The sequence below is a fragment of the Bacteroides sp. Marseille-P8574 genome (assembly GCF_902825465.1).
Taxonomy (GTDB): Bacteria; Bacteroidota; Bacteroidia; order Bacteroidales; family Bacteroidaceae; genus Bacteroides; species Bacteroides uniformis.
Genome location: NZ_CADEBE010000001.1, coordinates 1358667 through 1382168 on the forward strand (window position 1 = coordinate 1358667; position 23502 = coordinate 1382168).

A 23502-nucleotide genomic window follows, 5' to 3' on the forward strand; every position below is an offset into this window, starting at 1 on the left:
CAGAAGAAGATAAATCAAACTAGAATCAGATAAATCAATAGAGAGTATGTTGACTGCAAACGAAATCAGAGACTCTTTCAAGAGTTTCTTCGAAAGTAAAGGTCACCAGATAGTGCCTTCGGCCCCGATGGTGATTAAGGATGACCCCACGTTGATGTTCACCAATGCGGGAATGAACCAGTTTAAAGATATCATTTTGGGCAACCACCCGGCGAAATACAAAAGAGTTGCTGACTCGCAGAAATGCCTTCGCGTAAGCGGAAAACACAACGACCTGGAGGAAGTAGGTCACGATACCTACCACCACACCATGTTCGAGATGCTGGGCAACTGGTCGTTCGGCGACTACTTCAAGAAAGAAGCCATCTCCTGGGCATGGGAGTATCTGGTGGATGTATTGAAACTCGACCCCAAAGACCTCTACGCCACCGTATTCGAAGGTAGCGCCGAAGAAGGACTGGAACGCGACAACGAAGCTGCTTCTTACTGGGAGCAGTTCTTGCCGAAAGACCACATTCTGAATGGCAACAAACACGATAACTTCTGGGAAATGGGCGATACGGGACCGTGCGGTCCGTGTTCGGAAATCCATGTGGACTCCCGTTCGGAAGAAGAGAAGGCCAAAGTACCCGGCAGCCAGCTGGTGAACAAAGACCACCCGCAGGTGATTGAAATCTGGAACCTCGTGTTCATGCAGTTCAACCGCAAGGCAGACGGCAGCCTGGAAGGACTTCCCGCCAAGGTTATCGACACCGGCATGGGCTTCGAGCGACTGGTGCGCACACTGCAAGGAAAGACCTCCAACTACGACACCGACGTGTTCCAACCGATACTGAAAGCCATCGGAGACATAGCAGGCAAGAAGTACGGCGACGATGAGAAGTCGGACATCGCCATGCGTGTGATTGCCGACCACATCCGTACCATCGCCTTCTCTATTACCGACGGACAGCTTCCAAGTAATGCCAAAGCAGGTTATGTCATCCGCCGTATTCTCCGCCGTGCCGTTCGCTACGGCTACACGTTCCTCGGACAGAAGCAGGCATTCATGTACAAGCTCCTCCCCGTACTCATCGAGAACATGGGTGCCGCTTATCCCGAACTGAATGCACAGAAGGAACTGATTGCCAAAGTTATCAAGGAAGAAGAAGATTCCTTCCTCCGCACTTTGGAGACGGGTATCCGCCTGCTGGAAAAGACCATGGCAGACGCCAAAGCCGCCGGCAAGAACAAAATCAGCGGAAAGGACGCCTTCACTTTATATGACACCTTCGGTTTCCCGCTTGACTTGACGGAGCTGATTCTCCGCGAAAACGGCATGACTGCCGACATCAAGGAGTTTGACGCCGAAATGCAACAGCAAAAACAACGTGCCCGCAATGCCGCTGCCATAGAGACCGGTGACTGGATTACGCTGAAAGAAGGTACCACTGAATTCGTGGGATATGACTATACGGAATACGAGACATCCATTCTGCGCTACCGCCAAGTGAAGCAGAAGAACCAGACCTTATATCAGATTGTACTGGACAAGACTCCATTCTACGCCGAAAGCGGCGGTCAGGTAGGCGATACCGGTGTATTGGTAAACGAGTTCGAAACCATCGAAGTAGTAGACACCAAGAAGGAAAACAACTTGCCCATCCACATCACCAAGAAGCTGCCCCAACATTTGGAAGCTCCGATGATGGCATGCGTAGATACCGACAAACGTGCTGCTTGTGCTGCCAACCACTCTGCCACCCACTTGCTGGATGCCGCACTGCGCGAAGTATTGGGCGAACATGTAGAGCAGAAGGGCTCTTTGGTTACACCAGACTCCCTGCGTTTCGACTTCTCACACTTCCAAAAGGTGACGGACGAGGAAATCCGCAAGGTGGAACACATCGTTAATGCAAAGATTCGCGCCAACATACCTTTGAAGGAATACCGCAACATTCCTATCGAAGAAGCCAAAGAACTGGGCGCCATCGCTCTGTTCGGCGAAAAGTACGGCGACCATGTACGCGTTATCCAGTTCGGTTCTTCCGTAGAGTTCTGTGGTGGTACACATGTGGCTGCAACCGGAAACATCGGTATGGTGAAGATTATCTCCGAAAGCTCCGTGGCTGCCGGTGTGCGCCGTATCGAAGCCTACACGGGTGCACGCGTGGAGGAATTGATGAACACCATCGAGGACACGCTGCACGACCTGAAGGCGCTCTTCAACAACGCACCCGACCTTGCCGGAACCATCCGCAAGTATATCGACGAGAACGCCGGACTGAAGAAGCAGGTAGAGGACTTCATGAAAGAGAAAGAAGCACAGCTGAAAGAAAGACTGCTGAAGAACGTGCAGGAAGTCAATGGCGTTAAAGTCATCAAGTTCTGTGCCCCGCTGCCGGCAGAAACAGTGAAGAACATCGCCTTCCAGCTGCGTGGCCAGATTACGGAAAACTTGTTCTTCGTGGCCGGAACAGAAGCCGAAGGCAAGCCGATGCTGACCGTCATGCTGAGCGACAACCTTGTGGCAGGTGGACTGAAAGCCGGTAACCTGGTGAAAGAAGCCGCCAAACTTATCCAAGGCGGTGGCGGTGGCCAGCCCCACTTTGCAACTGCCGGCGGTAAGAATGTTGATGGACTGAACGCTGCCATTGACAAAGTATTGGAATTGGCAGGATTATAATCGAAAATAATTGGCAAAACACTTGACATCGCCTCTGCGATGTTGTATATTTGTAACGTCATTTTTTAGATATTTAAAAATTAAACTACCGGGAAAGGAGGAGCATTGCTTCTCCTTTTCTTTTTACCCTCCACAGTATTCCATTTGAAATGCCACATGCCGGCTCCCCAAACTCCACACCTTACCATCCTAAATGCCACACCTTAGCAAGTGAAATGGCTGGCATTTACCCTCCAAAGCCCTGGGGTTTCCGTGAAAAGCCCTGAGGTTTGGGACAGTGAAGTGGAGGGAACGGATGATTAGTCCAGAACAAACAGACAATACATTCGAAGCAAACGAATGATGCATACAGAACAGACAGATGATGCACAACAGAAACAAAAACGGGAAGCCTAAGCCTCCCGTCTGTTAATCTTTCGTAAATCTACTCTTGACAAGATTTTCACTAAAACCTCATTCCGTCCGAAGTAGAAACATCTCGCGATAAACCACCAGTGCACCTTCGGGCAACAAACCGGAAGGACAGAAAGGAGTTACATTTTCCGCAAGTACACATTTACCATTTCCCGAGACCGTCCGCGTAAAGAGCCTCTTCTCTCCATTATAAGTAAACTGCCACAGTGCATATGTATCTCCGTTCTCATCTTCCACTGGAACTGTCTCGTATATTCCCATTAGCGGTTCCTCCTCTTTCCCCGTCGGATAGATTTCCAATACACCTTTCCACATACTATTGGAGAAATCTTCGGGTACCAGCACATAATACCCGCCATCCTTCACCCAAGGACGCTCGGCAAGCGCCTTAGAGACATCACTCAGCAGTTCCGTCAGTGCACCATTACTGATACCATACTCGGAGCCCATCTTCGTCAACGTATATTGCCTGCGACCTTTCACCGTGATGCGCAGTTGGGTCTCCTCACCGGAACCATCCATCACCTTCACAATCGTCTCTCCCTCTGCCAACGGATGAATTTTGATACGCTGATAACCGTTGACCTCATCGGTAAAAGTCACGGAAGCCACCGACTCATGTTCGTTAATCACATTATAGGAACCGTCACCACCGTCAATGCCCAGCACTGTATCTTCGTTTGTTTCAGAAAGATAATAAGAAAGATTAGACACCAGATTATCACATGTCCCAATCTGATAAATAGGCTCCACGCCTTCGAAAAGTACCATGCTCCGGTAATCGTCCTCGCAACCGGAAGCGGTAAACAGCAGTGCTATCAAGGCAAAGAGAGAATATAGCTTCTTCATACTTGTTCTGTTATAGTTGTTCTATCTACAAAAATACAAAAAATACCGGAATACTGCATCGGTACCCCTCTCTTTTTCAAACGATTTGTTCTTTCGGATAGTTCACCAAGTAGAGCGTTCCCGTGGCACGGGTAAAAGCCGTATAGAGCCAACGAAAGTAATCGGGTGTCAAATATTCGTCCGTCATATAGCCCTGGTCCAGAAATACATTCCTCCACTGCCCGCCCTGCGCCTTGTGGCAAGTCACGGCGTAGGCATACTTCACCTGCAAAGCATTGTAATACGGGTCTGCCTTCATCTTCTTCATCCGCTCACGCTTCACGGTGATGTCGGCATAGTCTTCGAGGACGGAATAGAAAAGCCGGTCGTTCTCTGCCTTAGGCAGCGCAGGCGAGTCGGTATGCAGCGTATCGAGCAGCATGTTCACTTCCAGTTCAAAGTCGTTATAGTCAGGAAAGACCAGCGTCACGTCCGCAAAGCGGAAACCATACAGCTCCCGCGTACGGCGCACGCGGCGCACTACGGCAGTCTCACCGTTGGCAATGAAGTCCATCTCCTTCTCTTTTTCCGTCCAGAAGTAGTTATTTTTCGCCACCATCAACAAATCACCGGTGTTCAATTCATCCTCACGCCAGAGAATCTGCGCACGGATGCCCTTGTTGTAGATGTTCGCCCGCTTATTGGAACGGCACACCACGATGGTTTCATCCAGCCCGTCGCGGTCGTAGCAAGAGCTCAGCGTCTCTATCAGCTCATTACCGGGCAGAACTTTAATATCGGCAAACCCCGAAACCTTTATCTTTGGCAGGCTGTAACAATCGTCTTCCGCTATCAACTGCCTCAGGCGGGTGGCATTCCACAAGATACCCGACTGCTGCTCCTGACGCACTACCTGCGTCAAGTCCACCTCCACCACTTCCAGCCCGTAGCCTTTCAAGGCATCGGCAAAGAGGGCAGGACTCTGCTCCTCCCCCACTGGCGGCAGCTGTGCCGTATCGCCCATCAGCAGCAAACGGCATCCCTGGCCGGAATAGACAAACTGCACCAGGTCGTCCAGCAACCTGCCCGTGCCGAACATGGAACCGGACAGTCCCTCATTGGAAATCATCGAGGCCTCATCCACTATATAGAGAGTGTGAGTTGTCAAATTATCGTTCACAGAAAAATTGCTCAGCTCGTTGGAGAAAGATTGCTGTCTATAGATTTTTTTATGAATTGTAAACGCCGGATGCCCCGCATACGATGAAAAAACTTTTGCCGCCCGCCCGGTTGGTGCCAGCAATACCGACTTCTGTTGCAGCTTATCCAACGTCCGCACCAAGGCACCGACCAACGATGTTTTACCCGTCCCCGCATAACCACGAAGCATAAAAACCACCTCGCTACAAGGTGATAGAAGGAACTCCGATAAAGATTTTACAGCAATTTCTTGCTCAGGAGTTGGTTGGTAAGGAAAATTTTCCTTAATTTGCCTTTCTAAATAGTTATTTATCATTTTTGTAACAGAAAAAAGTAAAGGGAACTATCGTTTTTAAATTAATTTCTTTTATTTTTGCGGTGCGAATATAACAACTAAAAAACATATTTATCATGAAAACAGTATTTAATGTCATTTTAGGCTTATGTGCTTTGGTGCTAATTTATATTTGTTACGCCAGCATTATGGGTCCTATCAACTTTGAAAAAGCAAAGAAGCACAGAGATGCAGCTGTCATTGCACGTCTGATTGACATCCGTAAAGCACAATTGGAATATCGTACTTTACATGACCAGCAATATACTGCAAGCTTCGACTCTCTGATTGACTTTGTTAAAAACCAGAAACTTCCGTTCATCTTCAAGCAAGGAGAACTGAACGATAAGCAGCTGGAAGACGGTCTGACTGAAAAGAAAGCCATCAACATCATCAATAAAGCCAAGAAGACCGGCAAATATGATGAAGTAAAGAAATGGGGATTGGAAAACTTCAAACGTGATACCTTGTGGGTAGCCGTATTGGACACTATCTTCCCGAAAGGTTTCAACCCCGATTCAATGAGATATGTTCCCTTCGGAAACGGTGCACAATTCGAAATGGCCATCAAGAACGATACAGCCAAATCCGGTGCTCCTTTCTGTTTGCTCGAAGTGAAGACTCCGTATGAAGTTTACTTGAACGGTCTGGATAAGCAGGAAATTGCTAACATCAAGGACGTACAAACCAAACTTGGCAAGTACTGCGGTCTGATGATTGGTAGCTTGGAAACAGCTAACAACAACGCCGGTAACTGGGAATAATCTCACCCCGACAAACGTATGATAGAAACGACTGATTTTAATAAATCGGAACAGTATACATTATCCATCCGTCTCAGCACGGATGGATTTTCTTTTTCTGTGTTCAATCCTCTGGGCGACGGTGAGTTTTCTTACTACGACCGTGAAGTGGATGAGTCCCTCTCCCTCACTGCCAATCTGAAACAGACTTTCCGCGAGCTGGAGTGGCTGAAACGCCCCTTCCGCCGTGTCAATGTGCTCATGGCAGACAAACGCTTCACGTTCATTCCCCTGGAGTTCTTCGAAGACGAACAAACGGAAATCATCTTCTATCACAACCACCCTAAACGGGAAAATGAAACCGTACAATACAACATACTGCATAAGAACAACACTGTCGTACTGTTCGGCATGGATAAGAGTGCCTGTTCCTTCCTTCGCGAACAGTATCCCGGTGTCAAGTTCTATTCCCAAGCCAGCCCCTTCATTGAGTTCTTCTCTTCAAAGAGCCGCTTGGGCAACAGCCGGAAAATGTATGCACACTTGCGAAAAGATGCCGTAGACGTATACGGCTACGAGCGCGGACGCCTGCTTCTAGCCAATTCCTTTGAGTGCAGAAGCACACCCGACCGTGTCTACTACCTATTATATATATGGAAACAACTCGGCTTCGAGCAGGAGCGCGATGAGCTGCACCTAACCGGTGACCTGAACGACAAAGAGCTGCTACTGCCCGAACTGCGAAAATTCATCCGGCAGGTATTCATCATGAACCCCGCCACTAATCTTGACCTGCAAGCCATAACCCTATGCGAGTAATCAGTGGAATATACAAAAGACGACGTTTCGACGTGCCCCACTCCTTCAAGGCACGCCCCACCACAGACTTTGCCAAAGAGAATCTGTTCAATGTACTCTCCAACTACATGGACTTTGAGGACGGCATCCGTGCCCTCGACCTATTTGCCGGTACGGGCAGCATCAGCATCGAGCTTGTGTCCAGAGGCTGCGACCAAGTAATCAGCGTGGAAAAAGACCGCGACCACTATGCCTTCATCTGCAAGATTATGCAGGAATTAAAGACGGACAAGTGCCTGCCCATACGCGGTGACGTATTCAAATACCTCAAAAGCGGACGGGAGCAATTCGACTTTATCTTTGCCGATCCTCCCTACGAACTTGCCGGGCTGGAAACTTTGCCCGACCTTATCTTCGAAAACAACCTGCTGAAAGAAGACGGCCTCTTCGTTCTGGAACACGGGAAGAAAAACAGTTTCGAAGGACATCCGCACTTTGTGGAGAGAAGGGTGTACGGTAGCGTGAACTTCACGTTCTTTAATTGATAATTATCACAATTACAAAAGCGGCGCCATCAGCCGCACCACACTCTCTGCAGCCTTACGATACCAAGGGCGCTTCACCCAGTTCTTCAGGAATACCTGTACGCAGTCGCGCTGATCTTGGAGGAAGATTTCGCGCATCTGAAGCGCTGTTTCTGTGTCATAGATGAAGGCATTCACCTCAAAGTTATGTTCAAAACTGCGAAAATCCACATTCGTGGAGCCTACCGTGGACAACTCATCATCCGAAACCATCAGTTTGGAGTGTAGGAAGCCCTTCTTATAGAAATAGACCTTGACTCCCGAATAGAGCACATCTGCCAGATAAGAGCAGGAGCCCAGATGTGTCAAGCGATTATCAGCACGCATGGGCAGCATCAGACGCACATCCACACCTGATAAGGCAGCTGTCTGCATGGCAACAAGTACGGCTTCGGTTGGCAGGAAGTAGGGAGTCTGGATATAGAAGTATTTCTTCGCGCTGGAAATAGATATGGCAAGGCCCTGCATAATGTCTTTCCATGGGCCCACGGGCTCACTCGTTACAATCTGTGCCAAGGAAGTACCGTAGTTTTCTATTTTCGGGAAATAGCGGGTAGACGTAATCAGTGTACGGTCCACAAAGTACCAATCGAGCAGGAAGGCGGTCTGCAATCCGTGAACAGCCTTGCCCTCCAGCAGCAGATGTGTGTCCCGCCAGATGCCCCATGAGAATCCGCGCATATAGCGTTCGGCAAGATTCATCCCCCCCACAAAGCCGATGTGCCCGTCAATGACAACTATTTTCCGATGATTACGATAATTCACCTTGCTGGTAAAAAGCGGAAAACGTACCTTCAGGAAGCTGCGTACCTCGATACCGGCCTCGCGCATCTCTTCAAAAAAACGGTTGGGAACATGCCAGCAACCCACATCATCATAAATCACACGTACCTCTACCCCGGCACGCGCCTTTTCCATCAGGACATCACGCACCAAGCGCCCGATGGCATCGTCCTCAAAGATATAGAATTCCATGTGGATATGCTTCGTTGCTTTCCCCAATTCGCGCAGCAGGGATTGCAGCATGGAGAGCCCCAGGGTATAGACTTCCACCCGGTTTCCATCGAAGGGGAAAGCCTGGTTGGTATTACGGAACAAAGATATGAGACGGCTGTAATTGATGGGAAGCGTACATGAATCCTGCGCCAGATATTCCGCCATAGGTTTCTTCAACAAGCGGCTGTAACTCTTCTTCCCTATCATGCGCACACGGCGCTGACTACGCCCGAAGAAGAAGTAAAACACCAGCCCCACGATAGGAAGGAACATCAATACCAGTATCCATGCCATGGTTTTCACCGGATTGCGGTTGTCGAGGATAATGACGACAATCGTTCCGATGATGGCACCGAAATAAACAATGTCGAAGGCTATCGTAGCAATCTGGCTGGCAATGAAGTTCCAATCAAGCATGTTCACAGACAATTAAGTGTGAAACAAATGTAGGAAAAAGAAATGAAGTACAAAAAATGAAATGAAAGAAAAAGAAAAGGAAAATCACAAAGACACAGAGATACAGAGAGCTTATATAATATAAAGAATAAGCTCTGTGCCTCTGTGTCTTTTACAAACCTTATACAGAAAAGGATTTTAGAACGGCCTATGCCCTCCGAAACGGCCAGGACCATGCCCCGGACCAAAGCCCGGACCACCGAAGCCACGTCGACCCTGCATCTTGTCGCGTGCGGCCTTGCTGCCGAAAATATTCAGACGATAGATGAAGTGAAGCATGCAATAGCTGTTCACGCCGTTATATTCGTACACCGAGCGACCGCTTGCAGTCAGCGAACGACTGATGTTGCTCTGCCTCTTCAGAATGTCGTACATCTCGAAGCTGACAGTGGCATTTCCTTTCAGAAAAGTCTGCGACAACTGCGCATTCCAGATAAGCTCATTACGGTTCATACTACTGTCCGTATATCCGCGACGGCTCTGATTGGCAATGTTGGTAGAGAGCGTCATGTTCCACGGCATGGAAATCTGCGTATTGGCACCGTAGGAGAAGGTATAGGGCTCCTGGTTATTGTCAGGCGTCAGTTTATCCTTCTCTATTGAATAGGAAATGCTTCCGTTCAAGCCGAATTCAAACCAGTCGTTACGATAGGCGGCATTCAGACGTTCGCCCAGCGTCAGGTTGGTGGTCGTATTCTTCCGTTCCACGGCATCTGCTCCCTTACCGGACGTCAGATAAGCCACATTGTTCTGATATCTGGCATTGGAGAAAGAACTGATGGTGTACTTCTTATTGGGCAGCGCTGTATTGAAGCCGAACAAGCCGAACGCATTCCAATTACCGTTGATATTCTTCGGAGTTGTAGTCCATCCACCGGTTTCCGAATTGTACACACGGCTGTTGCTGATGCTATTCTGCGTTGCCGAGAAATTGACGTGCGACATAATACCGCGTTGCTTTTCGGCATTATACGTATTATAGAAAAATCTCATGCTGTGCGTGAAGGAAGGCTTCAAGCCCGGATTACCGATACGCACATTCTGCGGATTGGAGTTGTCCACAATCGGCAACAGATTCTCCATACTCGGTTGGCTGCTACGCCCGCGGTATGTTATACGCAGCTGGCTCACTTTGGAGAAACGGAGGCGCAAGTCCAGGTTCGGAGCGAAGTTGAACACATTGCGGGTGGTATCAATCATATAGTCGCCACGTTTATAGGACAACACAGAATGTTGCGGCTGAAACGACATACCTGCGCTCAGCTGATACTTCTCGCGGATAAAGCGTAAGGACACGGATGCATCGTGGTTGTAGTAGCGATATTCCGCATACTTACCCAGACTGTCCACCGCATGCTCTTCATATCCCGTGGGAAGCTGGGTTGACAATCCCCAATCCGGAAAGCCCTGCAAATCGTACGTCGTCTTGTCACTCTCACTGTACTTGTACTGGAACTGATAGCTGAATTGCAGGAAAGTGGCACGGGCTATCGGTTCGCTGTAAGTCAGCTGTGCACTGTAATTGTAGTTCTTGGTAGGAGTAGTGATGTACTGGTTACGTACCAAGATGGAGTCTCCTCCCAAAGCATTCAACAACTGGAAGTAGTGCGTTTCCGACTCCGTATACTGGTTGTTGTCAGTATTGGTATAACCGAACCTTCCACGGAACGTGACATTGCGTCCTTTGTCATTCAGCTTTCTGTTCAACTGCAAGGTTGCATCCGTAGACACACTCTTATTGTCACTCAGCGAACCGCTATTGATGGCATTTATACGGATACTTCTCAACGGGTCATCGTCCGGATTGAGAATCTTCTCCAGATTCAGCCAGTTATTGGGGTCGCTCACCAGACTGTAAGGGTCGGAATTGAACGTACCGTTCTCAGAATTGGAGAGATTGTCCGTTTTACCATACGAGAAGTTGGGGCGGAAAATAATATTCGTCATCGAATCCGGCTTCCACTCCATACGGAAATCGGCATTGAAATTCTTGGCTTTGTTACGTTGCTTGCTGTTCGAGTTGGAGTAAGAGTTGCCGTCCGGCAGAAAGTCCTCGGTAGAGCCAATGCTTGCAATGTCCCCATCCTGATAGTTGTAGCGTGCACTACCACCCAGTTCCAGTTTATCGGTCTGGGTAGCGAAGTTTACACCCAGCATTTTCGTTGCAGTAAGTCCGTTGTTCCTGCGCCAGCGCGGAGGACCGCCACCGCCTGAAAAGCCTTGGTCGTTCACGTTATTGGCAGAGCCAATAAGAGTAACTTGAGTATTTTCAACAAGACGGTTCAGCATAACACGTCCCATGTAGCGGTCTTCCGTACCTCCGGCCACATCGGCATTACCGAACCACCCCTGGTTCATGCCTTTCTTTACGGTCAGGTCGAGCACCGTCTCCTCCTCACCGTCGTCAATACCGGTGATACGTGCCAAATCGGACTTCTTGTCGTAGGTTTTCAGCTTCTCTATCATATCTACCGGCAGATTCTTCAAACCGGTCTTTACGTCTCCACCAAAGAACTCCTTCCCGTCGACCATAATCTTCGACAAGTCCTTACCGTTGATTTTCACATTCCCCTCGTCATCAATCTCCGCACCGGGCAACTTCTTCACCAGCTCTTCGAGCATGGCTCCCTCGGGGGTACGATAAGCAGAGGAATTATAGACCAATGTATCTTCCACCACCTGCACTTGCGGCGCTTCTGCCGTAACCACAGCCTCGGCCAGCATCACCGCATCCGTTTCCAGTGTCAGGGTACCCACGTTCTTGGCGGTTGTCGTGGCATAAAGATGTAAAGGGATGTACCGGCTCTTGAACCCGATATAAGAAACCTTTAGCACGTATTTACCCGCACTGACTTTGGGAAGAGTGAAATAACCTTGTGCCGTAGTAGCCGTACCCGATGCCTGGACACTGTCTGGCAACAAAAGCAACTGCACGGTAGCTTGTATCGCGGGCTCCTTGGTGTCCTCCACGACACGGCCCGATACCGTAATGTTTTTGGTCTGTGAGAATGCAGACAGCGTTGTTACCAACAGCAACGCCATCCCCGTGATAATTTTCTTCATGTGTCTATTCTTTGTCTATTCTTAAATGAACAATGCCTTTTATTCACTGTTTCATTTGACAGACTTCCGGGCAAAAGGTTTAATGCCCCACATGACGATTTGCTCCGTTTATCGACTATTCCGCTTAAATAATCTATCAACTGTCGCTTTCTTTATACCAAATTCCAAGCAAAGCACATTCAATATAAGAAATATGAGAAAAGAAGAAGAATCGACCGAAAGGAGGTCACCCTGCGCCACCCGGTAGAGCATACCGCCGAAGATAAAAAGAACGGTCAGAAAGATGGCATTGCGCGTGGCCTTGTTGCGCACCTGCTCTATCTCCTTATTCTCGTTCTTCGTCAAGGCAAAGATTATCATCAGTGCCCCCATCATCATCAGGAGTTTGGAGCATTCCTTGTAAAACAGCAAGTTGGCATCTGTCACTTTTCCCCACAATAGGAATATGAAAGGGAGGAACAACGCCAAAGCTATGATGAAATAACCCAGCGGACGGCAATAAACGGGAAGTAATGCTCTCATTTCTATCAATCAATTACAAATTACTAATTACAAATAGTGGGAGGCAGATGACGGAAACGCCTTGCCACCCATAGAATTTCACGGGACAAAGATAACGTTTTATTGCCAAAAGAGCTATCTTTGTGCCACAATATAATGAAGAAGGCCCCCTTTCCTTCATAATCCGTAACATCAGTAATTGGTAATTCGTAATTTGTAATTAACAAGATGAGTAAACAAGAAGTAATCCTTTGCGAAGGACTGGCAAACAGCCTGACGCATGCCATAGCGAAGTGTCCCCATGACAAGCTTTTCATCCTTACCGACGAGCATACCCACCGCCTCTGCCGCCCGCATCTGGACGGTATCCCCGCCTTGGAAGAAGCGGAAGAAATTATTATCGGTGCAGAAGACGTACACAAGAATCTGGAAACGCTGGCTGCCGTATGGCAAGCCCTGAGTGAGAAAGGGGCCAGCCGCCACTCCCTGCTCATCAACCTGGGCGGTGGCATGGTGACCGACCTTGGCGGTTTTGCCGCTTCCACCTTCAAGCGGGGCATCGCCTACATCAACGTTCCCACTACGCTGCTCGCCATGGTCGACGCTTCCGTGGGAGGCAAGACGGGCATCAACTTCAACGGTCTGAAGAATGAAATCGGCGTCTTTGCTCCTGCCGCCTGCGTGCTGCTGGAAACCGAGTTCCTGCGCAGCCTCGATGCCCATAACTTCTTCTCCGGCTATGCGGAGATGCTGAAGCACGGCCTCATCAGTACCCCGGAACATCTGGCGGAACTGCTGGCCTTCGATACGGAGAAGATAGATTATGCCTTGCTGAAGTCCATGGTAGGACGTTCCGTGCAGGTAAAGGAACACATCGTAGAAGAAGACCCGCAGGAACATGGCATCCGCAAAGCCCTGAACCTGGGGCACACCGTGGGACACGCCTTCGAAAGCCTCGCCCTTGCCGAAAACCGTCCGGTGCTGCACGGCTATGCAGTGGCATGGGGGCTGGTCTGCGAACTATACCTTTCTTATATAAAGACCGGATTCCCGAAGGACAAGATGCGCCAGACCATCCAATTCGTCAAAGAGAATTATGGCAGCTTCTCCTTCAACTGCAAACAGTACGACCAGCTGTACGAACTGATGAAGCATGACAAGAAGAATACCGCCGGAGTCATCAACTTCACCCTATTGAAAGAAGTGGGTAACATCTGTCTCAACCAGACGGCAGACAAGGATACTATCTTCGAGATGTTCGACTTTTATAGGGAGTGCATGGGAGCATAGCACTCCCGGCAAGGAGAGACAGTATTCTCTGAATTCTTCCACATTCATCGCTCACTCCTCCCCCGAAAAGTCCTCCGTATCATTTTCCATCCCAACCGGGTCTTCATCCGGAATTCCCGTCTTTCCCTCGGCCCGCTCCTTTCGCAGCGTTTCCGGCCGCAACATATCGTGAGGGAAATATCGGCTAAGCGGATAACGGTAGAAATCCATCCCGCTGTTCAGCCTCGCCACCAGCGACTTATCCGGACGAAAATAGACACGAGATAAGCGCACCTTGCCCGGCATCACATCGTCGGGATGCTCAAACCCGTCACTCGTCACCGCCACATGGAAGGAACCCAGCCCCTTAATGGTCACCGACTCTCCCTCCATCAGCGCTTCCTCTATAAACTTCGGCAAATCTATCAATACACTCTGCACGTCTCCCGAACTCATCCCTTTTCTGGATGCCATACGCTGCGCCAGCAGCTCTGCCGTCACACCTCCACGCCGCTGTAACACACGCTGCACAGCATAATAGAGTTGCTTCACCCCTTCCGCCGTGCGGAAAACCTTCTTTCGAACCAAATAGACTATACTCATACTCTTTTCACAATGAACATAATGTTTCTTACTGCAACCAGACTGCCGACACCCCACCCGAAGTTTACTTCCCCTCAACAGAAAGCCAGTTTCCATACGGCCGGACAGCTATTCCCCAACATGCACGAGATGCACATCTCATGCAGTTCGAGACATACATCTCAACACACGCGAGATGTGCATCTCATACAGCAAAGGTAATCATATTCCACCTGATATACAAATATCTTTCATGTATCGGGGAATAATATTCCGCACCAGCTTACTCCGGCTCTTATCATTAATTAACAATGCTGCATGCAGGGTTTTCGCAAATATGCTATTTCTATAAAAGCAAGACCTATTCCAAATGTTTAATTTAAAAGAGTACACTATGAAAATGAAGTCAATCTTTAACAAGAAAATTTTAATCGCTATTGCAACCATCAGCTCCTTAAGCCTCCAATCGTGCCTGGACGACGATGATAATTATGCCATGAGATTCCCCAATGCCCTGGTAACGGTAAAGACCGATGCAGACCAGACAGTCTTTCTGCAATTGGATGACAAGACCACTCTGCTGCCTACCAACATGACGAAATCTCCCTACGGCGAGAAGGAAGTCCGCGCTTTGGTAAACTACAAGGAAGTGGACGAGCCCAGCGATATCTACACCCAAGCTGTACATATAAACTGGATAGACAGTATCCTTACCAAACCCATCGCCCCGGATTTGGGTGAAGAGAACGATACCGTATACGGCACCGACCCGGTGGAAATAGTGAACGATTGGGTAACCATCGCAGAAGACGGTTATCTGACCCTTCGCTTTAGAACTCAGCAAGGAGACTATCAAACAAAGCACTTTGTCAATCTGCTGCTGAGCGAGAATCCGGAAAACCCGTATGAAGTAGAATTCCGCCACAATGCCAAGGGCGACATTTACGGCAGGTATGCGGACGGACTGGTTGCTTTCAAGTTGGATGCCCTGCCTGATACAGAAGGCAAGACCGTTAAATTGAAACTGAAGTGGAAATCATTTAGCGGCGAAAAATCTGCGGAATTCGATTATTGTACCCGGAAATCCGTAACGCCCGAAAGTCCGGCTATCACTTCCGTAAGAAACAGCCTAAACCTGCAATAACTTCATTCAAAGTATGCCTGCCCGCTCAAAGCCATTGCCTTGCGAAGCAGGCATACAAGTAAAAAGAGAGCAGGGCACGTTGGCCGAAAGCCTTGAAACTGCAAATTATAAGTTCATTCAATAAAAAAAGCACTATAAATATTTGCTATTTTAAAATAAAGCCGTACATTTGCATCCGCAATTCGGGATGTAGCTCAGCCCGGTAGAGTACGCGTCTGGGGGGCGTGTGGTCGCAAGTTCGAATCTTGTCATCCCGACTGTTGAGCATTAAGGAGTTAAGTCTAAGACTTAACTCCTTAATTTTTATAGTATTTCTTAATGACAGACTTGCTGCCATAAATATGCTGAATATGTACAAAAAGAAGACGGTGCCTATTCGCTTCAGCGGGAATAGCTCATCAAATTACTGGAATTCTCGTAAGAAATCTCTATTTTTGCACTTTAAACAAGAAAAATTATGGGAGCAGCTAAATGGATAGGCGGCATCATCGGCTTCATGGCCGGAGGACCGCTGGGAGCCTTGGCAGGTTTTGTATTCGGTTCACTGTTCGACACCGATTCAAGTGACGCAGGCAGTTATTATGGAGAAGAACCAACGCACGGCACTACCTATACCGGGCAACGGAACAGTTTCCTCTTCTCCATGCTCGTGATGGCTTCGTACATTATCCGTGCAGACGGGCGCATCATGCATAGTGAAATGGAATTCGTCCGCCGCTTTCTGAGAAGCACATTCGGTGAGGCTGCCGTGGGCGAGGGAGAACGGATATTACTCAACCTCTTCGAACAGCGCAAGCAGATGGACAGACAAAACCCACTGGCATTTAAAAACACCATCCGTGACTGCGGAACGCAGATTGCCGCCAACCTGACATACGAGGAACGCTTGCAACTGCTGGTATTCTTGGTAGAAATTGCCAAAAGCGACGGACACGTCTGCAACGAGGAGATAGAAGCCTTGAAAGAAGTGGCCATGTACATGGGACTATCCGTCAAGGAAGTGGAATCCATGCTTAACCTAGGCGGTAGCTCACTGAACGAGGCCTACAAAGTACTTGAAATTGAACCCACTGCCACCAATGACGAAGTGCGTGCCGCTTACCGCCGCCTAGCCTTGAAACACCATCCCGACCGGGTGGCAACGCTGGGCGAAGACATCAAGAAAGCCGCAGAAGAGAAGTTCCAAAGCATCAACAATGCCAAAGAACAGATATACAAGGCACGAGGTATGAAATGACGTACCTCGCTCCTTGCCTTGTGGACAGCATCATGACGTTTATAAACATTCTATATTAACATCAACCCACACACTTATGAAGAAAACCCTTGCAATCCTTGCACTAGGCCTTACTGCCATTGCCGGACATGCCGCCACGCCGCTCTGGATGCGCGATGTGCAAATCTCTCCCGACGGTACGGAAATCGCATTCTGCTACAAAGGAGACATCTACAAGGTGCCGGCCAAAGGTGGAACCGCCACACAGCTTACTACCCAAGAGAGCTACGAATGTACCCCCATATGGTCGCCGGACGGCAAACAAATAGCCTTTGCCAGCGACAGATACGGCAACTTCGACGTATTCGTGATGCCGGCAGACGGCGGAACCGCCCAACGGCTCACTACCCACTCCACCGGTGAGATACCCTCCACATTCACTCCGGACGGAAAGTATATCTTGTTTTCCGCCTCCATCCAGGACCCGGCAAGCAGCGCTCTTTTCCCCACTTCGGCCATGACCGAGCTTTACAAAGTACCTGCAACGGGAGGGCGTACGGAGCAAGTGCTGGGCACCCCTGCCGAAGCGGTCTGCTTCGACAAGGCGGGCCATCAGTTCCTCTACCAAGACCGCAAGGGATTTGAAGATGAATGGAGAAAGCATCACATCTCCTCCATCACCCGCGACATCTGGCTGTATGATGCAAAGACGGGTACCCATACCAACCTCACCGACCACGCGGGCGAAGACCGCAACCCGGTGTTGTCACCCGATGGAAGAACGGTTTACTTTCTGAGTGAGAGAAACGGCGGCTCATTCAACGTGTATGCCTTCCCGCTGGCACAGCCCCGAGAGGTGAAGCCCATCACCAGCTTCAAGACACATCCCGTGCGCTTCCTCTCCATGAGTGACGGCGGGACGTTGTGCTACAGTTACGACGGCGAAATCTATACCCAGCAGCCGGATGCCACCCCGAAGAAAGTCGCCATAGAACTGGTGCGCGATGACCGGCCGCAATTCGCCAACCTGCAGTCTTCCGACGGAGCCACTTCTGCCGTTGTGTCCCCGGACGGAAAGCAGATTGCCTTCACTCTGCGCGGCGAAGTCTTTGTCACTTCGGCAGACTATGCCACTACCAAGCAGGTGACGCACACACCGGCACGCGAAGCGGGCCTCTCCTTTGCGCCAGACAACCGCACCCTGGCCTACGCCAGCGAGCGAGGCGGCAACTGGCAGCTCTACCTTGCCAAGATAGCCCGCAAGGAAGACCCTAACTTCCCGAACGCCACGCTGATTGAAGAAGAAGTGCTGCTGCCCTCCACCACCGTGGAACGTGCCCATCCGCAATTCTCGCCCGACGGTAAGGAACTCGCCTTTATCGAAGACCGCATCCGGCTGATGGTGCTCAATCTGGAAACGAAGAAGGTGCGCCAGATTACGGACGGCTCCACCTGGTACAGCACCGGCGGAGGATTTGACTACGCATGGTCGCCGGACGGCAAGTGGTTTACACTTGAGTTCACCGGCAACAAGCACGACCCCTACTCCGACATCGGCCTGGTCAGCGCAGAGGGAGGCAAAGACATCATCAACCTCACCAATAGCGGCTACATGAGCGGCTATCCCCGCTTTGCGCTGGACGGCAACGCCATCCTCTTCACCACCGAACGCTACGGCATGCGTGCCCACGCCTCATGGGGCTCGCTGAACGACGCCATGCTCGTCTTCCTCAACCAAGACGCCTACGACAAATACTGCCTGAGCAAGGAAGACTACGAACTGCGCAAGGAGCTGGAGAAGGAACAGAAGAAGTCTGCCGGGAAGGACACCCCCCAAGGCAAAAACAAGGATAAAAAGAAGAAAGACGACAAGAAAGACAGCAATGCTGACGAAAAAGATGACCAGCCGAAAGACATCGTCGTAGAGCTGAAAGGCATCGAAGACCGTGTGGTGCGCCTCACCCCGAACTCTTCCGACATGGGCAGCACCATCATCTCCAAGGATGGCGAGACACTCTACTACCTGGCAGCCTTCGAAGGTGGCTACGACCTCTGGAAGATGAACCTCCGCAAGAAGGAAACCAAACTGCTGCACAAGATGGATGCCGGATGGGCAGACATGCAGCTGGACAAGGACGGTAAAAACCTCTTCCTGCTGGGCAGCCGTAAGATGCAGAAAATGGACACTTCATCCGATGCGCTGACCCCCATCACCTTCCAGGTAGATGCCAAGATGGATTTGGCTGCGGAGCGCGAATACATGTTCGACCACGTGTACCGCCAGCAGCAGAAGCGATTCTACAATACCAATATGCACGGAGTGGACTGGGAGAAGATGACCGCCGCCTATCGCCGCTTCCTGCCCCATATCGACAACAATTATGACTTTGCCGAACTGCTGAGCGAATGGCTGGGCGAGCTGAACGTATCTCACACCGGCGGCCGTTTCTATCCCAAAGGGCAGTCCGAGCCTACTGCCAGTCTGGGACTGTTCTTCGACTGGAACTACACGGGCCGGGGCATGCTCATTGCCGAAGTAGTAGAGAAAGGCCCCTTCGACACAGCCAACACCCGGGTGAAAGCCGGCACAGTCATCGAAAAGATAGACGGCGTGGAAATCACCCCCGATGCGGACTATTACACGCTGCTCAACAACAAGGCACGGAAGAAAACACTTGTTTCTCTCTTCGACCCGCAGACCAAGGAGCACTGGGAAGAGGTCATTATCCCCATTACGAACGGTGCGTTCAGCGATTTACTCTACAGCCGCTGGGTGAAACAGCGCGCGGCAGACGTTGACCGATGGTCGGGTGGCCGATTGGGTTACGTGCACATTGAGTCTATGGGAGACGACAGTTTCCGTTCTGTCTACTCGGACATCCTGGGCAAGTACAACAACCGCGAAGGCATCGTCATCGACACCCGTTTCAATGGCGGCGGACGCTTGCACGAGGATATAGAAATACTTTTCAGCGGACAGAAATACTTCACCCAGGTGGTGCGCGGCCGCGAGGCGTGCGACATGCCCAGCCGCCGCTGGAACAAACCCTCCATCATGGTGATGTGCGAGGCCAACTACTCCAATGCGCACGGCACGCCGTGGGTATACAGCCACCGCGGCATCGGCAAGCTGGTAGGTATGCCCGTGCCGGGAACCATGACCAGCGTGTCGTGGGAGCGCCTGCAAGACCCGTCATTGGTATTCGGCATCCCCGTCGTAGGCTACCGCCTACCAGACGGCAGCTATCTGGAGAACTCGCAGCTGGAGCCGGACATCAAGGTAGCCAATTCACCCGAGACCATCGTGAAGGGAGAAGACACACAACTGAAAGCTGCCGTAGAGGAACTGCTGAAGGAACTCGAAAAATAAGTACCGCCCTGCCCCACGCAGGAATACCGGCCATATAGGCCAATATATATTAAGGAGTTAAACCGTGGTTTAACTCCTTAATATATACCACAAGAAAACAATGCCTTTTTCTATCTCACTTTTTTGCACTATCTTTGTGGCATAAACTCCTAACTCTTTAACTGATTATGTTTGCTGACTTGTTAAACTCCTCCTATTTCGCGCTCTTTCTTATTGTGGCTTTAGGCTTCATGTTGGGAAGAATCAAGATTAAAGGGCTTTCACTCGACGTCTCCGCTGTCATCTTCATTGCCCTGCTGTTCGGACACTTCGGCGTCATCATCCCCAAAGAGTTAGGCAACTTCGGACTGGTGCTGTTTATCTTCACCATCGGTATCCAGGCCGGTCCCGGATTCTTCGACTCCTTCCGGAGCAAGGGCAAGACACTTATCGTCATCACCCTGCTCATCATCTGTTCTGCCGCCCTCACAGCCGTAGGATTGAAGTACGCTTTCGATATAGACACACCCAGCGTGGTCGGTCTCATAGCCGGCGCGCTGACCAGTACGCCGGGACTCGCCGTAGCCATCGACAGCACCCACTCTCCGCTAGCCTCCATCGCCTACGGTATCGCCTATCCCTTCGGTGTCATCGGCGTCATCCTCTTCGTCAAGCTGCTGCCCCGCATTATGCGCATCGACCTCGACAAGGAGGCGCGCCGACTGGAGAAGGAACGCCGCAGCCAGTTCCCGGAACTGACAACCTGCCTGTTCCGTGTAACCAACCCCGCCGTCTTCGACCGGAGCCTGATGCAAATCAATGCGCGCGCCATGACCGGAGCTGTCATCTCACGCCATAAGCACAATGAGCAGATAGCCATCCCCACCGCCCAGACCATACTTCACGAGGGAGACTACATACAAGCCGTGGGCAGCGAAGAGGCCTTGAACCAGCTCGCCGTCCTCGTGGGCCAGCGCGAAGAAGGCGAACTGCCACTCGTAGACATGCAGGAGATTGAATCTCTACTGCTCACCAAGAAGGACATGATAAACAAACAACTGGGCGACCTCAACCTGATGAAGAACTTCGGCTGTACCGTCACCCGCGTCCGCCGAAGCGGTATCGACCTCTCCCCCTCGCCAGATCTGGCACTGAAGTTCGGCGACAAGCTGATGGTGGTAGGCGAGAAAGACGGTATTAAAGGCGTGGCACGCCTGCTGGGCAACGACAACAAGCAACTGTCCGACACCGACTTCTTTCCCATCGCCCTGGGTATCGTGCTGGGCGTGCTCTTCGGCAAGCTGAACATCTCCTTCTCGGACAGTCTGTCGTTCTCACCGGGACTGACGGGAGGCATCCTCATGGTGGCCCTCTTCCTCAGTGCCATCGGAAAGACCGGTCCCATTCTGTGGTCTATGTCCGGCCCAGCCAACCAACTGCTGCGCCAGCTGGGACTGCTGCTCTTCCTGGCCGAAGTGGGAACCTCGGCAGGACGGAACCTGGTAGCCACATTCCAGGAAAGCGGCTGGCTCTTGTTCGGCGTAGGTGCCGCCATCACGCTGGTACCCATGCTGGTGGCCGTCATCGTCGGACTGTTCGTATTCAAGATAAACATTCTCGACCTGCTGGGCACCATCACCGGTGGCATGACCAGCACGCCCGGCCTTGCCGCCGCCGACTCCATGACGGACAGCAACATACCGAGCGTAGCCTATGCCACGGTATATCCCATTGCAATGGTATTCCTCATTCTGATAATCCAGGTGATATCCTCTGCAGTCTACTGATATATGAAAACTTACAACCGAACAGAAGCTATCGCCCGCATGAACGCACTGGCCGGGGACAATGTGCCCTTCCTCTTCATCGTAGACTACGCACAAGAGCAGTCGCACGTAGAGCCCCTCGACCAGATAAATCCCGCCACTTGCCTTTTCCAATTCCCGAAGGCAGGCAACGTGGGGGTAGCTGCAACAGCCGCCCGATACGCCGGTCTTATTCAGTGGGACATCACTCCCCCTTCCCCCGCCGCATACAAACACTCGTTTGACCTCGTGAAGCAAAATCTACTGGCGGGCAACAGCTACTTGACAAACCTCACCTGCCGGGTGCCCGTCAGCACCAATCTGACAATGGACGAAATATTCCTCCACTCCGAAGCCTTGTACAAGCTGTGGCTGAAAGACCGATTCGTCTGCTTCTCCCCCGAAATCTTTGTCCGCATAGAGAAGGGCAAGATAAAGTCCTTCCCCATGAAAGGCACCATCGACGCTACCCTGCCTGATGCGGAACAGCTTTTGATGCAGGATGCCAAAGAGGCCGCCGAGCACGCCACCATCGTCGACCTGATACGCAACGACCTAAGTATGGTATCAGAGCACGTAGAGGTAACCTCCTACCGATACATAGACCGCCTGCAAACCAACAAAGGCCCCATCCTCCAGACCAGCTCCGAAATATGCGGGACCCTCCCCGAAGATTATACCGCACACATCGGCGACATCCTCTTCCGCCTGCTTCCCGCCGGTTCCATCACCGGTGCCCCCAAGCCCAAAACCGTGGAAATCATTGCCGAAGCCGAAGATTACGAACGGGGCTTCTACACCGGCATCATGGGGCATTATGCCGATGGACAGCTAGACAGCGCAGTCATGATACGCTTCATCGAGCAGGAAAACGGCCGGCTCCACTTCAAGGCAGGAGGCGGCATCACCGCCAAAAGCCGGTGGGAAAGCGAATACAACGAAGTAATACAGAAAATATATGTGCCTATTTATTGAAACCATACGCATCGACCACGGAAAAGCCTGCAACCTTTCCCGCCACAATCGGAGGCTGAACGATACCCGCGCCCACTTCTGGCCGGAAAGTACACCGCTACAACTGCGTGACCATCTGTCGTCTCTCGGCTGCGAGGCAGGTATCGTCAAGGCACGCGTAGTGTATGGTGAGAAAGGTATTGAAGATGTCAGCTACTCCCCCTACACCATGCGGCACGTGCATTCGCTGGCACTGATACAGGCAGACCACATCGACTACACCTACAAAAGCACCGGACGCGAACCGCTGAACCGCCTCTTTGCCCTGCGCGGCGCATGCGACGACATTCTGATTGTGAAACAAGGCCTGCTGACAGACACCTCCATCGCCAACATCGCCCTTTCCGACGGCACCCACTGGTACACGCCGGCACATCCCCTGCTGAAAGGAACCAAACGGGCAGCCTTGCTGGAAGAAGGAATCTTGCAGGAAAAAGACATCAGACCGGAAGACTTGCCTTCATTCTCTACCGTCAGACTATTCAATGCCATGATTGACTGGGGAGAACTGGAGCTCCCCGTACGGAACATCATCCCATAG

General features: G+C 50.8%; 17 protein-coding genes and 1 tRNA gene. 12 read left to right on the plus strand and 6 right to left on the minus strand.

Annotation, left to right across the window (positions count from 1 at the left end; translation table 11 throughout):
* Positions 1 to 46: 46 nt before the first annotated feature.
* Complete coding sequence (gene alaS / locus HUX74_RS05805) at positions 47 to 2665, plus strand: alanine--tRNA ligase (RefSeq protein WP_117588669.1); 2619 nt, start codon at positions 47 to 49, stop codon at positions 2663 to 2665.
* A gap of 453 nt (positions 2666 to 3118) precedes the next feature.
* Here the strand turns inward: alaS and HUX74_RS05810 are convergent, their stop codons facing one another.
* Together HUX74_RS05810 and HUX74_RS05815 are read right to left on the minus strand one after the other, a co-directional pair.
* A complete protein-coding gene (locus tag HUX74_RS05810; RefSeq protein ID WP_117588670.1) occupies positions 3119 to 3928 on the minus strand; it encodes a hypothetical protein in 810 nt (269 codons plus the stop codon).
* Positions 3929 to 4004: 76 nt separating this feature from the next.
* Positions 4005 to 5423 (minus strand): ATP-dependent RecD-like DNA helicase, encoded by a 1419-nt coding sequence (locus tag HUX74_RS05815; RefSeq protein ID WP_117588671.1) that lies wholly within the window; start codon positions 5421 to 5423, stop codon positions 4005 to 4007.
* Between the two features lie 95 nt (positions 5424 to 5518).
* Between HUX74_RS05815 and HUX74_RS05820 the strand changes: the two genes are divergently transcribed.
* Genes HUX74_RS05820 through rsmD form a run of 3 tightly spaced genes read left to right on the plus strand, consistent with a single transcriptional unit; the run spans position 5519 to position 7527 of the window.
* Positions 5519 to 6205, plus strand: a complete 687-nt coding sequence (locus HUX74_RS05820) for a hypothetical protein (RefSeq protein ID WP_117964889.1) — start codon at positions 5519 to 5521, stop codon at positions 6203 to 6205.
* Between the two features lie 18 nt (positions 6206 to 6223).
* Positions 6224 to 7003: a DUF3822 family protein gene (locus HUX74_RS05825; RefSeq protein ID WP_117588673.1), complete on the plus strand. Its 780-nt coding sequence runs from the start codon at positions 6224 to 6226 to the stop codon at positions 7001 to 7003.
* Positions 6994 to 7527, plus strand: coding sequence for a 16S rRNA (guanine(966)-N(2))-methyltransferase RsmD (rsmD, locus tag HUX74_RS05830; protein WP_119961781.1), 534 nt, complete (start codon positions 6994 to 6996; stop codon positions 7525 to 7527). Before HUX74_RS05825 ends, rsmD begins: the two co-directional genes overlap by 10 nt.
* A gap of 12 nt (positions 7528 to 7539) precedes the next feature.
* Here the strand turns inward: rsmD and cls are convergent, their stop codons facing one another.
* The 3 genes from cls to HUX74_RS05845 all read right to left on the minus strand — a co-directional run bounded on the left by cls (position 7540) and on the right by HUX74_RS05845 (position 12603).
* On the minus strand, positions 7540 to 8979 hold the full coding sequence (gene cls, locus HUX74_RS05835; RefSeq protein WP_119961780.1) for a cardiolipin synthase: 1440 nt from the start codon (positions 8977 to 8979) through the stop codon (positions 7540 to 7542).
* A gap of 177 nt (positions 8980 to 9156) precedes the next feature.
* Entirely contained in the window at positions 9157 to 12081 is a 2925-nt protein-coding gene (locus HUX74_RS05840; protein WP_138345855.1) for a TonB-dependent receptor, read from the minus strand.
* Positions 12082 to 12189: 108 nt separating this feature from the next.
* A complete protein-coding gene (locus HUX74_RS05845; protein ID WP_016274145.1) occupies positions 12190 to 12603 on the minus strand; it encodes a hypothetical protein in 414 nt (137 codons plus the stop codon).
* 207 nt (positions 12604 to 12810) lie between these two features.
* Between HUX74_RS05845 and aroB the strand changes: the two genes are divergently transcribed.
* Complete coding sequence (gene aroB, locus HUX74_RS05850) at positions 12811 to 13872, plus strand: 3-dehydroquinate synthase (protein WP_117974686.1); 1062 nt, start codon at positions 12811 to 12813, stop codon at positions 13870 to 13872.
* Positions 13873 to 13923: 51 nt separating this feature from the next.
* Here the strand turns inward: aroB and HUX74_RS05855 are convergent, their stop codons facing one another.
* Positions 13924 to 14454 carry an HU family DNA-binding protein gene (locus HUX74_RS05855; RefSeq protein ID WP_008665685.1) on the minus strand — a complete coding sequence of 177 codons (531 nt, stop codon included), beginning with the start codon at positions 14452 to 14454 and terminating at the stop codon, positions 13924 to 13926.
* Between the two features lie 373 nt (positions 14455 to 14827).
* On the opposite strand from HUX74_RS05855, the gene HUX74_RS05860 reads away from it, so the two are divergent.
* The 7 genes from HUX74_RS05860 (at position 14828) to HUX74_RS05890 (ending at position 23502) form a co-directional block, all read left to right on the plus strand.
* Positions 14828 to 15577: a NigD-like protein gene (locus tag HUX74_RS05860; RefSeq protein ID WP_008665687.1), complete on the plus strand. Its 750-nt coding sequence runs from the start codon at positions 14828 to 14830 to the stop codon at positions 15575 to 15577.
* A 183-nt stretch (positions 15578 to 15760) separates the two neighbouring features.
* Positions 15761 to 15834, plus strand: a tRNA-Pro gene (locus HUX74_RS05865).
* Between the two features lie 200 nt (positions 15835 to 16034).
* Entirely contained in the window at positions 16035 to 16814 is a 780-nt protein-coding gene (locus HUX74_RS05870; protein WP_005824158.1) for a DnaJ domain-containing protein, read from the plus strand.
* Positions 16815 to 16890: 76 nt separating this feature from the next.
* Positions 16891 to 20163 (plus strand): S41 family peptidase, encoded by a 3273-nt coding sequence (locus HUX74_RS05875; protein ID WP_174646361.1) that lies wholly within the window; start codon positions 16891 to 16893, stop codon positions 20161 to 20163.
* 167 nt (positions 20164 to 20330) lie between these two features.
* Positions 20331 to 21929, plus strand: coding sequence for an aspartate:alanine exchanger family transporter (locus HUX74_RS05880; protein WP_117599288.1), 1599 nt, complete (start codon positions 20331 to 20333; stop codon positions 21927 to 21929).
* A 3-nt stretch (positions 21930 to 21932) separates the two neighbouring features.
* Positions 21933 to 22922, plus strand: coding sequence for an aminodeoxychorismate synthase component I (locus HUX74_RS05885; RefSeq protein WP_117964905.1), 990 nt, complete (start codon positions 21933 to 21935; stop codon positions 22920 to 22922).
* Positions 22906 to 23502, plus strand: a complete 597-nt coding sequence (locus HUX74_RS05890; RefSeq protein ID WP_138345851.1) for an aminotransferase class IV family protein — start codon at positions 22906 to 22908, stop codon at positions 23500 to 23502. Before HUX74_RS05885 ends, HUX74_RS05890 begins: the two co-directional genes overlap by 17 nt.

Bases quoted from the DNA above. Each gene is read 5' to 3' on its own strand.
- alaS (WP_117588669.1), top strand. From the start codon at position 47: ATGTTGACTGCAAACGAAATCAGAGACTCTTTCAAGAGTTTCTTCGAA.
- HUX74_RS05810 (WP_117588670.1), bottom strand. From the start codon at position 3,928: ATGAAGAAGCTATATTCTCTCTTTGCCTTGATAGCACTGCTGTTTACC.
- HUX74_RS05815 (WP_117588671.1), bottom strand. From the start codon at position 5,423: ATGATAAATAACTATTTAGAAAGGCAAATTAAGGAAAATTTTCCTTAC.
- HUX74_RS05820 (WP_117964889.1), top strand. From the start codon at position 5,519: ATGAAAACAGTATTTAATGTCATTTTAGGCTTATGTGCTTTGGTGCTA.
- HUX74_RS05825 (WP_117588673.1), top strand. From the start codon at position 6,224: ATGATAGAAACGACTGATTTTAATAAATCGGAACAGTATACATTATCC.
- rsmD (WP_119961781.1), top strand. From the start codon at position 6,994: ATGCGAGTAATCAGTGGAATATACAAAAGACGACGTTTCGACGTGCCC.
- cls (WP_119961780.1), bottom strand. From the start codon at position 8,979: ATGCTTGATTGGAACTTCATTGCCAGCCAGATTGCTACGATAGCCTTC.
- HUX74_RS05840 (WP_138345855.1), bottom strand. From the start codon at position 12,081: ATGAAGAAAATTATCACGGGGATGGCGTTGCTGTTGGTAACAACGCTG.
- HUX74_RS05845 (WP_016274145.1), bottom strand. From the start codon at position 12,603: ATGAGAGCATTACTTCCCGTTTATTGCCGTCCGCTGGGTTATTTCATC.
- aroB (WP_117974686.1), top strand. From the start codon at position 12,811: ATGAGTAAACAAGAAGTAATCCTTTGCGAAGGACTGGCAAACAGCCTG.
- HUX74_RS05855 (WP_008665685.1), bottom strand. From the start codon at position 14,454: ATGAGTATAGTCTATTTGGTTCGAAAGAAGGTTTTCCGCACGGCGGAA.
- HUX74_RS05860 (WP_008665687.1), top strand. From the start codon at position 14,828: ATGAAAATGAAGTCAATCTTTAACAAGAAAATTTTAATCGCTATTGCA.
- HUX74_RS05870 (WP_005824158.1), top strand. From the start codon at position 16,035: ATGGGAGCAGCTAAATGGATAGGCGGCATCATCGGCTTCATGGCCGGA.
- HUX74_RS05875 (WP_174646361.1), top strand. From the start codon at position 16,891: ATGAAGAAAACCCTTGCAATCCTTGCACTAGGCCTTACTGCCATTGCC.
- HUX74_RS05880 (WP_117599288.1), top strand. From the start codon at position 20,331: ATGTTTGCTGACTTGTTAAACTCCTCCTATTTCGCGCTCTTTCTTATT.
- HUX74_RS05885 (WP_117964905.1), top strand. From the start codon at position 21,933: ATGAAAACTTACAACCGAACAGAAGCTATCGCCCGCATGAACGCACTG.
- HUX74_RS05890 (WP_138345851.1), top strand. From the start codon at position 22,906: ATGTGCCTATTTATTGAAACCATACGCATCGACCACGGAAAAGCCTGC.